12 protein-coding genes are annotated in these 14,167 nt (G+C 63.4%); 4 read left to right on the forward strand and 8 right to left on the reverse strand.

Going from position 1 to position 14,167, the window contains the following annotated elements; genetic code table 11:
* Positions 1 to 100: 100 nt before the first annotated feature.
* The 4 genes from KVG96_RS05275 (at position 101) to KVG96_RS05290 (ending at position 5,767) form a co-directional block, all read left to right on the forward strand.
* On the forward strand, positions 101 to 1,543 hold the full coding sequence (locus tag KVG96_RS05275; RefSeq protein ID WP_217891096.1) for a mannose-1-phosphate guanylyltransferase/mannose-6-phosphate isomerase: 1,443 nt from the start codon (positions 101 to 103) through the stop codon (positions 1,541 to 1,543).
* Between the two features lie 149 nt (positions 1,544 to 1,692).
* Positions 1,693 to 3,057: a phosphohexomutase domain-containing protein gene (locus KVG96_RS05280; protein WP_217891097.1), complete on the forward strand. Its 1,365-nt coding sequence runs from the start codon at positions 1,693 to 1,695 to the stop codon at positions 3,055 to 3,057.
* A gap of 101 nt (positions 3,058 to 3,158) precedes the next feature.
* Positions 3,159 to 4,385 carry a glycosyltransferase family protein gene (locus KVG96_RS05285; RefSeq protein ID WP_217891098.1) on the forward strand — a complete coding sequence of 409 codons (1,227 nt, stop codon included), beginning with the start codon at positions 3,159 to 3,161 and terminating at the stop codon, positions 4,383 to 4,385.
* Entirely contained in the window at positions 4,382 to 5,767 is a 1,386-nt protein-coding gene (locus tag KVG96_RS05290; protein WP_217891099.1) for a glycosyltransferase family 4 protein, read from the forward strand. Before KVG96_RS05285 ends, KVG96_RS05290 begins: the two co-directional genes overlap by 4 nt.
* Before the next feature lie 49 nt (positions 5,768 to 5,816).
* Here the strand turns inward: KVG96_RS05290 and KVG96_RS05295 are convergent, their stop codons facing one another.
* The 8 genes from KVG96_RS05295 to KVG96_RS05330 are packed head-to-tail and all read right to left on the reverse strand — an operon-like array spanning position 5,817 to position 13,789.
* Positions 5,817 to 7,103: a glycosyltransferase gene (locus KVG96_RS05295; RefSeq protein ID WP_217891100.1), complete on the reverse strand. Its 1,287-nt coding sequence runs from the start codon at positions 7,101 to 7,103 to the stop codon at positions 5,817 to 5,819.
* Between the two features lie 8 nt (positions 7,104 to 7,111).
* Positions 7,112 to 8,149 carry a glycosyltransferase family 4 protein gene (locus tag KVG96_RS05300; RefSeq protein WP_217891101.1) on the reverse strand — a complete coding sequence of 346 codons (1,038 nt, stop codon included), beginning with the start codon at positions 8,147 to 8,149 and terminating at the stop codon, positions 7,112 to 7,114.
* Positions 8,146 to 9,183, reverse strand: a complete 1,038-nt coding sequence (locus KVG96_RS05305) for a glycosyltransferase family 4 protein (RefSeq protein ID WP_225927215.1) — start codon at positions 9,181 to 9,183, stop codon at positions 8,146 to 8,148. The genes KVG96_RS05300 and KVG96_RS05305 overlap by 4 nt, the downstream gene beginning before the upstream one ends.
* The gene (locus KVG96_RS05310) at positions 9,183 to 10,286 is read right to left on the reverse strand and encodes a DegT/DnrJ/EryC1/StrS family aminotransferase (protein WP_217891102.1); all 1,104 of its coding nucleotides are present in this window, start codon (positions 10,284 to 10,286) and stop codon (positions 9,183 to 9,185) included. The genes KVG96_RS05305 and KVG96_RS05310 overlap by 1 nt, the downstream gene beginning before the upstream one ends.
* 10 nt (positions 10,287 to 10,296) lie before the next feature.
* On the reverse strand, positions 10,297 to 10,926 hold the full coding sequence (locus KVG96_RS05315) for an acetyltransferase (protein WP_217891103.1): 630 nt from the start codon (positions 10,924 to 10,926) through the stop codon (positions 10,297 to 10,299).
* Entirely contained in the window at positions 10,923 to 12,227 is a 1,305-nt protein-coding gene (locus KVG96_RS05320) for an FkbM family methyltransferase (RefSeq protein WP_217891104.1), read from the reverse strand. The genes KVG96_RS05315 and KVG96_RS05320 overlap by 4 nt, the downstream gene beginning before the upstream one ends.
* A gap of 5 nt (positions 12,228 to 12,232) precedes the next feature.
* The gene (locus KVG96_RS05325) at positions 12,233 to 12,976 is read right to left on the reverse strand and encodes an ABC transporter ATP-binding protein (protein ID WP_217891105.1); all 744 of its coding nucleotides are present in this window, start codon (positions 12,974 to 12,976) and stop codon (positions 12,233 to 12,235) included.
* Between the two features lie 12 nt (positions 12,977 to 12,988).
* A complete protein-coding gene (locus KVG96_RS05330) occupies positions 12,989 to 13,789 on the reverse strand; it encodes an ABC transporter permease (RefSeq protein WP_217891106.1) in 801 nt (266 codons plus the stop codon).
* Between the last annotated feature and the right edge of the window lie 378 nt (positions 13,790 to 14,167).

The following is a 14,167-nucleotide window of genomic DNA, read 5'->3' on the forward strand; positions in this document are numbered from 1 at the left end:
CGAGGGTTTTGCACTGAGTCCGGTGCAGGAACGACCAGAAACATAACTGAACCCGCTTGCCCGTCGGTCATCCGCGGGAAGGGGCTTAAGGATTTAGAGCATGGAACTGATTCCCGTAATTTTGTCTGGCGGAGTGGGTAGCCGGTTGTGGCCGGTTTCCCGTGAGGCTCATCCCAAGCCGTTCATGGAGTTGCCGGATGGCCAGAATCTGATCCAGAAGACGTTCCTGCGCGCTTCGCGCCTGGAAGGGGTTGTCGAAGTCCTGACGGTCACCAACCGTGAGCTGCTGTTCAAGACCGAAGACGAATACGGCCTGGTCAACAAGGCCGGCCACGCCCAGGGCTTCATCCTCGAGCCGTTCGGTCGCAATACGGCAGCCGCCGTCGCTGCGGCGGCGCTTTCGCTGGAGGCCAGCCACGGCGCAGACGCCCATATGCTGGTGCTGGCGGCCGACCACCTGATCAAGGACGAGAAGGCGTTTGCGGCGGCCGTGGCGAACGCCGTCACCCTGGCTTCCGATGGCTGGCTGGTCACCTTCGGCATCCAGCCGACCTATCCTGAAACCGGCTTCGGCTACATCGAGGCGCAAAAGTCCGCTCCGCTCAACGGCGGTCTGAAGGTGGCGCGCTTCGTTGAGAAACCGAACCTGGAAACCGCCCAGGGCTACCTCAGCGCCGGCAACTATTTCTGGAACTCCGGCATGTTCTGCTTCCGCGTCGGCACGGTGCTGGAGGAGCTGCGCCAGCACGCTCCCGACGTCGTCGCTGCGGTCGCCAAGACCATTGAGGCGTCGCGCCTGACGTCGTCCGAGAACTACCGTTGCCTGGCCCTGGACAGCGGGCTGTTCGCCCAGGTGCCGGACATTTCCATCGACTACGCGCTGATGGAACGTTCCCAGAAGGTCGCGACCATCCCTTGCGACATCGGCTGGAGCGACATCGGTTCCTGGAACGCGGTGAGCGAGCTGACCCCGGCAGACGAAAACGGCAACCGGTTCGAAGGCGAAGTACTGGCCCACGACTCGCGCAACAACTACGTGAACAGCGAAGAGCGCCTGACCGCCCTGGTCGGCGTGGAGGACCTGCTGGTCATCGACACCCCTGACGCCGTGATGATCGCCCACAAGGATCACGCCCAGGACGTGAAGCACATCGTCAGCCAGCTCAAGGCCTGCAGCCACACGGTGCACCTGCTGCACCGCACGGTCCATCGCCCGTGGGGCACCTACACCACCCTGGAAGAGGGCAAGCGCTTCAAGATCAAGCGTATCGTCGTCAAGCCGAAGGCCTCGCTGTCGCTGCAGATGCATCACCACCGCAGCGAGCACTGGATCGTCGTCGAGGGCATGGCGGTGGTGGTCAACGATCAGCAGAAGCTGATGCTGAACACCAACGAATCGACGTTCATCCGCGCCGGCCATCAGCACCGTCTGGAGAACCCGGGCGTGATTCCGCTGGTGCTGATCGAGGTGCAGAGCGGCGATTACCTGGGTGAAGACGATATCGTCCGCTTCGAAGACAACTACGGCCGCGTCGACAAGTAACCGCGGGCCGGACGCCATAAGCCTGACCGGTGCATGTTCTGCCGGTCAGGCTTATTTGCATGTGTCGATCCTCGACACCCATCCATCTCGGCGGTGCGCAGCGGATGTTCCCGGCGTGCCGTCACCTGAATCCCGAGCAAGAGACCAGCATGCATACCCCTATCAAGACCCAGTGCTTCAAGGCTTACGACATTCGCGGCCAGGTGCCTTCCGACCTCAATGAAGAGGTCGCCTACCGGATCGGCCGGGCGATGGTCACTGAGCTTCAAGGCAAGAGCATTGTGCTGGGGCGGGACATGCGGCTCGAGAGCCCGATGCTGGCCGAGGCGATGACGCGGGGCCTGCTCGAGGCCGGCGCCGATGTGATCGACATCGGCCTGTGCGGCACCGAAGAAGTGTACTTCGCCACCAGCGCGTTCGGTGCCGACGGCGGCGTGATGATCACGGCCAGCCACAACCCCAAGGGCTACAACGGCATGAAGCTGGTCAAGTCGCAGTCGCGGCCGATCAGCGGCGACACCGGGCTCAACGCCATCCGCGACCGCGTCGACAGCGGTGACCTGGGCCCGCTGGCCGCCACGCCGGGCAGCGTTCGCGTGGAGGCGGACAAGGGGCGCTACATCGAGCACCTGCTGACCTACATCGACGTCGCCGCGCTCAAGCCCCTGAAGGTGCTGGCCGACCCGGGCAACGGTGCCGCAGGCCCGGCGCTGCAGGCGCTGATCGACCGTCTGCCGTTCGAGTGGGTGGTCATCAACGCCGAGCCGGACGGCCATTTCCCCAACGGCGTGCCCAATCCGCTGCTGCCGGAAAACCGTGACCTGACCCGTCAGGCCTTGCTGGACAACGGCTGCGACCTCGGCCTGGCCTGGGACGGCGATTTCGACCGTTGCTTCTTCTTCGACGGGAACGGGCGGTTCATCGAGGGTTACTACATTGTCGGCCTGCTGGCCGAGATGCTGCTCAAGCAGCACCCGGGCAGCAAGATCATCCACGACCCGCGCCTGACCTGGAACACCATCGATCAGGTCGAGCAGGCCGGCGGCGTCCCGGTGCTGTGCAAGACCGGGCACGCGTTCATCAAGGAGCGCATGCGCCTGGAAGATGCGATCTACGGCGGCGAAATGAGCGCTCACCATTACTTCCGCGATTTTGCCTACTGCGACAGCGGGATGATCCCGTGGCTGCTCGTGGCGGCCCTGATGTCCGCCACCGGCAAGACGCTGGCCCAGCTGGTCGACGAGCGGATTGCCGCGTACCCGTGCAGCGGTGAGGTCAACTACCGGGTGGCGGACGTGCCGGCGGTGCTGGAGAAGGTGCTGGCGCATTACCTGCCGCAAGGCCCGGAGCTCGACAAGACCGACGGCATCAGCCTGTCCTTCGGCGACTGGCGTTTCAACCTGCGCGGCTCCAACACCGAACCGCTGTTGCGGCTCAATGTCGAAGCGAAGGGTGACGAGGCGCTGATGCAGGCGCGGTTCAAGGACGTCGAGGCGCTGATCACGGGCGCCTGAGGCGCCGGGTCTTCTGGTAGCCAACGGCGGCCACGCTTGCGTGAGCGAAGCGGTCAGGCGCGGCCGCCGGTCGCGAAGCATCAATTCTGAAGGTTCATAATTTGAAAACGGTTTTATTGCTGAGTACCTATCCGATCGCCAGCCCCCGGCACGGTGGGCAGGTGCGGGTGGCCAACATCGCCTCGACCTTCGAGGACAGCGGCTGGAGCGTGACTCACCTGGCGGTCTATGAGCCGGAAGGGTATCCGCCGTCGACACTGGGGCCGAACGACGTCAAGTTCCCGGCCGGCAGCGATTTCAGGAAGTACAAGGGCGCTTACGTGCCCTTGATCAATGACCTGCTTTCGGGGGAGTTCGCGGCCTCGGAGGAGGGCGGGTTCCCGGAGATCCTCAAGAAGCTGCCGCCGGCCATCGACGTCATCCATGTCGAGCAGCCGTGGCTGTGGCCGCTTGTGCTGAAGATCAAGCAGATGCCCCAGTACCGCAACGCCTGCCTGATCTACGGTTCGCAGAACATCGAAGCGCCGCTGAAGCAGGAGATCCTCGACAGCTACGGCATCAAGGGTGCAGCGCCGGTGATCGCCGACATCGAGGCGCTGGAGCGCAAGGCGGCGCTGGAGGCGGACATCGCCGTGGCCGTCACGCAAGCGGACTATGACATCCTCAAGGCCTGGGGGGCGGCGATGCCGCTGCTCGCGCCCAACGGCATCGCGCCCTGGACCGCCAAGGCGGATGCCCTCGAGACCTGGAAGGCGCGCCTGCCGGAATCGCCGTGGATCCTCTACGTCGCCAGCGCCCATCCGCCGAACTTCAAGGGCTTCAACGAGTGCCTGGGCAGTTCCCTGGCGTGCATCCCGCCGGACAGCAAGCTGGTGGTGGTCGGCAGCGTGTGCGAGCACCTGGAGGCGACGCTGCGCGACAGCCGTTGGGGCCAGTTGAACCTGTCGCGCCTGCAGTTGCTGTACATGCTGCCCGACGAAGACCTGGATGCCGTGAAGACCCTCGCCCATGCGTTCTTGCTGCCGATCCCCCATGGCGGCGGCTCGAACATCAAGACGGCGGAAGCCATCTATTCGGGCAAGTATGTGGTCGGGACCGAGTCGGCCTTCCGCGGGTTCGAGCAGCATCTGAGCCAGCCGGAAATCAGCGTCGCGCGCTCGCCCGCCGAGTTTCACGCCGCGATCCGTGGCCGTTTGACCGGGCCTGCGTCGACGGACGGCAAGGGGCCGGACAGGGCGTCCCGTGAGCCGTTGACCTGGGCCCGGAGCCTGGAACCGATTCCGCAAGCAGCGGCACAAGTCATTGAGAAGAAGGCGCAAGAGGCATGACCACCTGGTTTGATGTGACGACCATTCTGGGCTGGCGCCGGCCAGCGGTAGGCATTATCCGCACCGAGGCGGAAGCGGCTGCGCACGCGCTCGAGCTGATCGCCGCCGGTGAAGACGTGAAGTTCTGCGCCTACGACCATGCCGCCGGCTACGCCACGGTCTCTGCCGGTGACGTGGCGGCCACGCTGAAGCGCATTTCCGGCACCCACGCCGCGGCGCCGGGGAGGGTCGCCAGTGGCGCGGCGAACAAAAGTTCGATCGAAGCGCGGCTCAAGGAAAAGGCCATCAAGGTGCTGAACCGTCTGCCGACGCGCGTGAGCGGGCGGATCTATCAGTTCTTCCAGCAGCGCCGGGTCTCCATCGTCGAGGCGGTGATCGGCGTGCGGCATTTGCGTTCGGCGGCCAAGGCTTTCCTGAAGCCGGCCAACCGCGGTTACGTGTTCACGCCGGCTGCCCGCAAGGCCGGCATCGCCGGGCATCCCTTCTCCAGGGGCGACAGCTACATTTCCGTCGGCCTGGATTGGGACAACAAGGACCTGACGTACCTGTACGAGCTCAAGAAGAAGGTCGGCCTGCGGGTCGTCCTTTGCTGCTACGACGTGATCCCCGTGCGCTTGCCGCACCTGTGCGTGGGTGATGTGGCGGCCAAGTTCGCCAACTACTTCGCCGATGTCGCCTGGTGCGCGGACAAGATACTGTGCATTTCGGAATGCACCCGCAAAGACCTGATTTCGCTGCTGAGCGAGTTGGGTGCGCCGGTTCCGGAGACGGCGGTGGTCAAGCTGGGTTGCCAGTTGTCCCATGAATTGAGCGACGACATCAGCGCGGACGTGAAGGCCTTGCTGAAGGAGCGTTTCGTGCTGTTCGTGTCGACCATCGAGCGGCGCAAGAACCATGAGGTGCTGTACCGGGCCTATACGCGCCTGGTGGACAAGGGCGTGCAGGATCTGCCCAAGCTGGTGTTTGTCGGCATGCCGGGCTGGGGCGTGGGGGATCTGCTGATGGACATCAGCCTTGATCCGCGCACGAAAGACCACATCCGCATCCTCAACAACGTCTCCGACTCGGATCTGATGCACCTGTACCGCCATTGCATGATGACGGCCTTCCCGTCGCTGTACGAAGGCTGGGGCCTGCCGGTGGCGGAAAGCCTGGCGGCGGGCAAGTATTGCCTGGCCTCCAGCGCGGCTTCGATTCCGGAGGTCGGTGGGGATCTGCTGGATTACCTGGAGCCTTGGGACGTCACGGTGTGGGCGGCGGAGCTGGAAAAGTACGCCTTCGACCCGGCGGCGTTGGCCGCCAAGGAAGAGGCGATCCGCCAGCGCTACCGCCCGGTGGCGTGGAAGGAGACCGCTCAGGTCGTTTTCGACAGTTCGAGATAGTCAGTCGCCGGTGGCGCAGGCCTGGCGATCCGGGCCTGCGCCACCTGGCCTATACGATGGTGTTGGTGTTGAACACGCTCAGCGGCGCCTGAATGTCCGCTGTCGCCAGCAGGGCAGGGTTGGCCGACCACTGTTCGATGATGCCTGAAAAGTGATCGACGGCCTTGAGCAGCACCTTCGCCCGAAGCGAAGCGCCGACCGCCTGCTCCAGCTTCTGTGCGTAGTTTTCGGCCGTGAACGTTTCCCGTGCCCACGCTTGTGCCCGCTGCCCGATGGCATTGGCCGATGTCCGGTCCTCGTGGAGCGAAAGGAAGATCCGTTTCAGGTCCTCCACTTCATTGTCCGCCGATATCTTCAGGACGCACGGGTCGGGCAGCTCACTGTAGAAGCCGGTGTCCGTGACGATCGTGGCCTTGCCGTAGAGCATCGCTTCGATGGCCGAGGCGGAGGCGGCCTCCAGGCTGGGCCAGCGCAGGCAACTGATGACATCCGCTTCGCGGATGGCTTCGGACAGCGCCGCGTCATCGACTTCGTTGGAGATGATCAGCTCGACGCCGTTGTCTAGCGCCAGCTCGGACAGTCGTTTTTCCGTTTCCGGAAGGATGGCGCCAACCAGCCGGTAACGGATGTTCGCCCGCAGTGAAGGGCTTTCGGCGATGGCCTGGATGCAGCGTTCGACCCGCTTGTTGGGGTTGACGTGGCCGATGGTCAGGACATTCAGCCGGTCACCGCCGGTGCGCCCGTCGTTGCCTGTGGCGCCGGGGGCGTCGTAGGCCAACGGTGTCACGTAGACCGGGCCGGCACAAGCCGCCAGCACGCGCTCGCAACCCCAATTGCTGTGGGTGATCACGGTGCTGGCCATTGAGCTGATCCACTCGGTGAGCGGGGCTTCGTTGAGGGTCTGGCTGATGAAGACCGAACCGTCATGGATCTGGAAGTACCCCTGCGCAACGGCGTTTCCATACCACTGCTCCAGGATCCTGACCGCCTCTTCGCGCCGGTTCTGCGACCAGCCGAAAAACAGATGCCCGAGAAAGAAGTCGTGCAGGCAAACGACGCCGGGAGCCTTGGCCAGCCAGGCGATGCCGCCTTCATGGAACTCGTAGCTGTTGCCGATCTGGTAGACGCATTCGTCGGCCGCTTCGATCTCCCGGGCGACTTGGGCTTCGTCGGTCCATGGCAGCACGGTGCAGCCGAAGTCGTGCAGCTCGTCGACCGCGACGTGCTGGCTTTCGGTGCGGACCACCACGACCTGGTGTTGCTGGGCCAGGAGCTGGCGGACGACGAGCCGGGTCATCCGGCCGATGGCCGACGTCTTGACGGCCGGCGTGAACATGACAAGTTTCATTTGATCAGTGCCTCGACCGTCTCCGGCCAATTGATGCCCAGGCTGTTCCACAGCGTCTGTGCCCCTTCCCCGTACTGCCGGGTCCTGGCCCTGTTCTCGTAAGCGGCGTTCATCGCTTGCGCCAGGCTCTCCGCCGACGGCTCTGCCCGCCATCCGGTTTCGCCGGGCACCACCAGACCGAGGATCCCGCCGCTGTCGGTGGTCGTGATCAAGGCCTTGCGGGCGGTCGCCGCTTCCATGCTCACGTAACCCAACGAGTCTTCGTCGAACGGAATGTAGGCAACGGCCAGCGCACGGTTGACGTAGTCCACGTAGGTCGCGCGAGGCAGGAAACGCAGGTCGAGCCTGACGCGGTCCTGCAGGCCGAACTGCTCGATGATCGCGTGCAGTTGCTGGGTGTCGGCAGGCGTTTCGGGCGGTCCGGCAATGATCATTTTCACGCGCCGGTCAGCTTTGGCCAGGGCTTGCAGCAGCAGGTACTGGCGTTTCATGCCGTTGACCCGGCCGCCCGCGAAAATGTAACCGTCGTCTTCTCCGCCGGTGAAGGCTTCCGGGTCGTTGACGGGCGGAAGCAGCACTTTGGAGTCGAAGCCGTTGTACTTGAGCAGGCGCTGCCGGGTGACTTCCGAGTTGGTGTAGATGTGCCGGCTTTGCGCGAAGGTCTCGTTGTCGGCATGGGCGATGGCTTTGCGGATGTCCGCTCCGGTGTCGCCAGGGGGCAGGTTGGTCTGGCCGGCGTCGTACAGGTCATAGGCTTGCCGGTACTGGTGCAGCAGCCACAGCGATTTGCGGTGGTGGCGCACCAGGTACGCCGGAAACTTCAGCGCGATGACGTGATCGGTATTGGCGATCTCCAGCGTCCGCGCCAACAGCATCTGCGACGGGATGCGGGTTGCCGGCTCCCATTGGAAGGGGATCCGCAGGATTTCCGCGTCATGCCCGGCGACGGTCAGGTTCTTCTGCAGATTGACGGCCAGCTCTTCTGCGCCCCCCCAGATGAAGGGCGCCATGTTGTTCACGATCAGTACTTTCATGCCAGAAGACGCTCCAGAACCTGCGCCCACGAGATCTTCAGGTCGACCAGTCGCTGACTGGCATTCCTGCCCATGGTTTGGGTCACGTTCTTGTCCCGGTAGAGTTTGTCCATGGCGTTGGCCAGGGATTCGGGGGTCGGTTCGGCGACGTAGCCGTTGTGCCCGTCCAGAACCAGCTCCAGCACACCGCCGGAGTCCGAGGTCGTGAGGATCGGCTTCTGCGCGTGACTGGCTTCCAGGCTGGGGTATCCGTAGGAGTCTTCGTCGACCGGAAGATAGGCGGCGGCCAGGCATTGCGACAGATGCTCCACCTTTTCCTCTTCGCTGATCCAGCGGTCTTCCAGCGTGACCCGGTCCGCGACGTTGCAGGACTCGATCGTCTGCCGCAGGGCATTGCCGTAGTCGGGGCTTGCGCCCGTTCCCAGGATGCGCAGGCGAACCGGCGTCGTGGTGTAGCTCAGCGCCTCGATGAGCAGGTGCTGGCGCTTGTAGTGTTCCAGCCGGCAGATGTAGACGATCTCGTCGTTGTACCCGGCGCAGAAAAAGCGCTCCGGCTGGAAGACCGGCGGATACAGCACTTCGCTGTCGATGCCGTTGTAGGTCTTGAGGCGTTGGGAGACGACTTTCGAGTTGCTGAACACGGTCTTCGCTTCACCCATCGCCAGGGTGTCCACCTCCATCAGGGATTGGCGGATCGCCCGGTTCTTGGCGTCGTCGGGAAAGTCCCGGTACGGGGTGTCCCACAGGTCGTAAAAGGTGCGGATGTGGTGAATGAACCACAGGATCTTGTGCGGGTGCGGTATCAGGTGCGCCTGCGGACGGAAGCAGATGACCCGGTCCGCCGCCTGCAGGTCCACCCAGCGCAAAGCCATCATCTGCTGGAACAGGATGTCCGGCGGAGCGTCGTACTCCGGAAGGTACACGACCTCCACCTGATGTCCGGCTTCGATCAAGGTCGAAGCCAGCCAGTCGACGATGTTTCTTCCGCCGCCCTTGATGAAGGGGATGAATGAAGAGCAAAGGGCGATTTTCATCAGACCGCCAAGACCTCGCGCAGGCTGGCCGCGATCCTGATGATGTCTTCCCGGGTCAGATCCTGGTGGGTCGGCAGGTTGATGCCGCGGCCGGACCACAGGTCCGCCACCGGATAGATGCCGTCTTCCTTGTAGGGCGGCAGGACGTGCATCGGGTAGAACACCGGCCGGGTCTCGATGCCCATCGCGTCCAGCTTCTGCATGACGGCGTCGCGTTTGTGCTCGTCGCCGTCGGCCAGGAAGATGTTGTACATCCAGAACACCTGCTTGGCCCAGGCCGCCTCGGTAGGCAGGACGATCTTGTCCTTGAGGTCGGCCAGCGCCTCGTCGTACCAGTCGGCGATCTGCTCGCGGTCTGCCAGCGAGGTGGCGATGCCTTCCATCTGGGCCAGGCCGATGGCGGCCTGGATGTTGGTCATGCGGTAGTTGTAGCCGATCACCGGGAACCAGTAGCGACGGTTCGGATCCATGCCCTGGCCCCGGAACAGGCGCAGCTTGGCGGCCAGCGCGTCGTCGTTGGTGGTGACCATGCCGCCTTCGCCGGTGGTCACGATCTTGTTGCCGAAGAAGCTGAAGGTCGCGCAGGTGCCGAGACTGCCGACCTTGCTGCCCTTGACCTCGGCGCCGTGGGCTTCGGCAGCGTCTTCGACGACCCACAGGTTGTGTTTGCGGGCGATGTCGTTGATCACGTCCATCTGCGCCGGATGGCCGTAGAGGTGCACCGGGATGATGCCCTTGGTCTTGGAGGTGATCTTGCTTTCGATGGTCTGCGGATCGATGTTCATCGTATCGGCGCACACATCCACCAGCACCGGGGTGGCGCCGCAGTAGCGGACGGCGTTCGCGGTCGCGATGTACGTCACGGTCGGGATGATGACTTCGTCGCCGGGCTGCAGGTCGAGCACGACCAGCGCCAGGTGCAGGGCGGTGGTGCCGTTGTTGGTCGCGATCGCGTGCTTGACCCCGCAGAAGGCCGCAAAGCTTTCCTCGAAGGCGGTGATGTACTTGCCGTTGGAGGAAATCCAGTTGGTGTCCAGGCAATCGAGTACGTACTTGCGCTCGTTTCCGGCAAGCTTCGGTTGTGCAACGGAAATACGTTTCATGTCTCTTCCTTCAAAATTTGTTTAAAGCTTTGGCCGGCACGCCCACAACCGTGACTGCCGAACCGACATTGGAAATGACGACGCTGCCGGCGCCCACCATGGAAGACTCGCCGATGCGAATCTGCGGAATGATCTTGCTGCCTACGCCGATGAAGCTGAGGTCGCCGACCTGAACGTTGCCCGCCAGGGCGCACTGGGGGGCGATGTGGACGGCCTGGCCCAGGATGCAGTCATGGTCGATGGTGGCGCCGGTGTTGACGATGCAGAGGTCGGCTATCGTCGCCTCGGCATTGATCACGGCGCCCGCCATCACGGCGACCCCGGCGCCAAGCCGGGCCGAGGGCGAAACGGTGGCGGCCGGGCTGACGGCGTTGACCAGCGTGAAGCCCAGGGCGGTGGCCTTGGCGGCAAGCTTGTTGCGCACGGCGTTTGCGCCGATGGCGACGAACGCCCGCCGATAGCCTTCATTGAAGAGTGCGGACAGATGGTCGTCACTTTTCAGCACGGGGATGCCCACGCAGGTGTCCGGGCTGTCCGGATTGCCGACGCAGCAGGCGACGGTGTCGCCCTGGGCCTGCAGCAGTTCGATGCAGACCTTGGCATGCCCGCCGGCGCCGATGACGATGACTTCGGTCTTCATGCTTGCGTCCTTGCGGCTTGCATTGATTCGGGGGAAGTGAAAAGCAGGTTGACGGACTCGGCATGGGACAGCCGTTCGACCGACCAGTCTTCGAGATCGCCGGTTTGATCGTTGACGACGTTGAAGGCAAGCCCCAGGGCGGTGAAATGTCGCAGCCAGTCTTCGAGCGCGATCGAGTTCCGTTTCAGGTGGGACAGGCCAAGCTCGACGATGATGAACATGTGCGGGTTGGTCGAAAGCAGGCGTTTTGCGCCTTTGACGATATCGATCTCGGCCCCTTCCGCATCGAGCTTCAGCAGCCGTGCGGTCTGGGATTCGGGCAGGAACTCATCCAGGGTGGTCGTTGAAATGTCGACCGATGCCGCAGACGAGAACGACGGGGTCTCGAGTTCGTAGAGCGAGTGGTGGCCGCTGGTGGCGCCCAGGTGCAGCTTGTGGGTGCCCGTGGTGTCCGACAGGGCGTAGTGGGAGACTTCGCTGATCTCGGAGAAGCCGTTGAGCCACAGGTTCCTTTCGAGCATTTTGCGGGTGGGTTCGAACGGCTCGAAGGCGATGACCTTGCCGCGTCCCGCCATCGCCCGTGCCGCCGCGATCGAATGCATGCCGATGTTGGCGCCGACATCGATGTAGGTGTCGCCTGGGCGGACGAGCCGTTCAATGAGCTTTCGGGTTCCGGGCTCCAGTTCCCCGGCTTCCATCAGGTTGGCCAGAAGGGCATGGTCCTTGGCGCCGCACAGGACATAGCCGACAGCCGACTTCACCAGGGTCTCGTCGGATCCGGAGTTGATGGCGACGCGGTTGACGTCGATGAGCGAGTAGTGCTCGATGCGGTCCAGCTGCGGTCCGGCCTTCTCCAGGGGGAGCTGCTCGGCAATGAGTTTTCGCGAGAGCGAGGCCTGAACGCTGGCCGCATTCGCCAGGCGTTGGAGCTCCTGCATGATTTGCCGGGTCTGTTCTTGCTGATGTTCCTGCAGCCTGGCGAACTGCTGCTGCATTTCCTCGCGCAGGGCGCCGGTGAAATAGTTGCGTACGCGAAAGAGCACCGGACGTGCGAAAGGCTTGGTCGCGCGATAGGCGCTGCGGGCCATTCGTCGAAGCACTTGTTTGATCTGGTGTCGTAGCATCGTGCTGATCCTCGTTTGGGCGCCGCCGGCCACGTCGTCCATGCCGTGGGCGGCTGCCTCGGCGATGTCGGACGGTGCGGTTGCGACGGGCTGGACGGCCGCAGCGGTTCGCATGCGCCTGGATGCCGAAGTGAATGCCATTGCGATGTCAACGCCGTTGCGCTTGATGCTGTTCATTGGCTTCAGCCTCCGAAGTACGCAGCGGTGACGGACGCCGGGTCGCCGTCCATCCTGATCTTGCCGTGCTCCAGCCAGAGCACCCGGTTGCAGGTGTGCATGACCAGTTCGCGCGAGTGGCTGGCGATCACCAGGATGTTGGTTGACTTCACCAGTTCGTTCATGCGGATTTCGGCCTTGTGCTTGAAGCCTTCGTCGCCGACCGACAGCCATTCGTCCATCAGCAGGATTTCCGGTTTGATGGTGGTCGAGACCGCGAACGCCAGCCGCAGGTGCATGCCCGAGGAATAGGTGCGGATCGGCATGTCGACGAAGTCGCCCAGCTCGGAGAACTCGATGATCTCGTCGAGCTTTTCGGTGATCTGCGCCTTGGTCATGCCGAGGATGGCGCCGCGCAGGTAGATGTTTTCCCGGCCGGTGGCCTCCGGGTCGGTGCCCAGGGAAATGTCGATCAGGGAGCCGATCTCACCGTCGATCCGGGCGGTGCCGGAGGACGGTTCGTAGACGCTGCTGAGCAGGCGCAGCAGGGTGCTCTTGCCGGCGCCGTTGTGGCCGAGCAGGCCGACCCGGTCGCCGTCGCGCAAGGTGAACGTCAGGCCTTCGAGGGCCCGGACGATGACGCGGCCCTGCTGGTCGGCGCCCAGTTGCCCGCCGGTGGCCACCTGGATCAGGCGTTTTTTCAGGGAGCGGCCGTTGGCGTTGTAGATCGGGAAATCCACGCTGACGTTATTGAATTCGATCAAGGACATTGGGAGTTCTTCTCAGAGCCAGTAAGCGATGCGGCGCTTGTAGCGGCCATACACCATGAGGGCGACGATCCAGCCGATCACGGCCATGCTCACGGAGAACCACCAGTTGGTGGCGGTCGGCATCTGTCCGATCAGCGGGGAGCGGACCACGGAAATGACGTGGTAGACCGGGTTGAGGTCAAGCAGGTAAAGCCCGGCGCGCTGCGGCAGCAGGCTCGGCATCCACATGATCGGGGTGAGGTAGAACACCACTTGCAGCAGGCTGCCGACGATCTGCGGCAGGTCACGGTAACGGGCGCAGAGGATGCCCAGCAGCAGGGCGATCCAGGTCAGGTTGGCCAGTGCGAGGATGAAGCCCGGAATGCTGATCAGGGCGAGCCAGGTCAACGGCTTGCCGACGGCCAGCAGCACGAGCGGGAAAATGACGATGTTGTGCCCCAGGATCAGGATGTTGCGCCAGATCATGCGCAGGATGTGGGTGAACAGGGGAATGGGCAGCTGCTTGATGATGCCCTCGGCGGCGATGAAGCCGGTGCAGCCTTCGGTGACCACGGTCGACATGAAGCTCCAGAGGATCATGCCGATGGCCAGGAACGGAAGGAACTCCTGCATCGGGGAGTTGAAGATCTGGCCGAACACCACGCCGATGGTGCCGATCATCACGCCCATGCTGATGGTCAGCCAGAAGGGGCCGAGCGCGGACCTCCTGTAGCGTTGTCGCACGTCTTGCCAGCCTAGCGTCCCTACCAAAGCGTACCGCCTTGTCGCGGCGATGATGTCCGACACGGCGATACTTACTGAACCATTGCGCATTAAGAGCACCAGATTATTGATCAAAAAAACACGCCATTTTAGGCTGGGGGGCGGGGAGTGTCACCTTTTCTACATCTTTTCTTTGCGGCCGGCGGCGCGAGACCGGGGCCTTCGGTCGGAAACCCTCAAGTGACTGAATTTACAAGGCAACGCCCGTCAGGCGACTAAACCGGGCGGGCGCCTTGTGCAGCATCGGGCAATGATTTCTCCGGCGGTGCCGGGAAAGAACCGGACATGTATTGTCGGTCGGTTGGGTATCGTCGTTCCGGGCCGCATTCTGTATGATCTGCAAGAATTTGCGGCTCTGCCGACCGGAGCCCAATGGCGCACACGACACAACAGAGCCTGCTGACTAGGCGCTCAAATGGAGTTTAGAGG

The organism is Pseudomonas ekonensis (genome assembly GCF_019145435.1).
Lineage (GTDB): Bacteria > Pseudomonadota > Gammaproteobacteria > Pseudomonadales > Pseudomonadaceae > Aquipseudomonas > Aquipseudomonas ekonensis.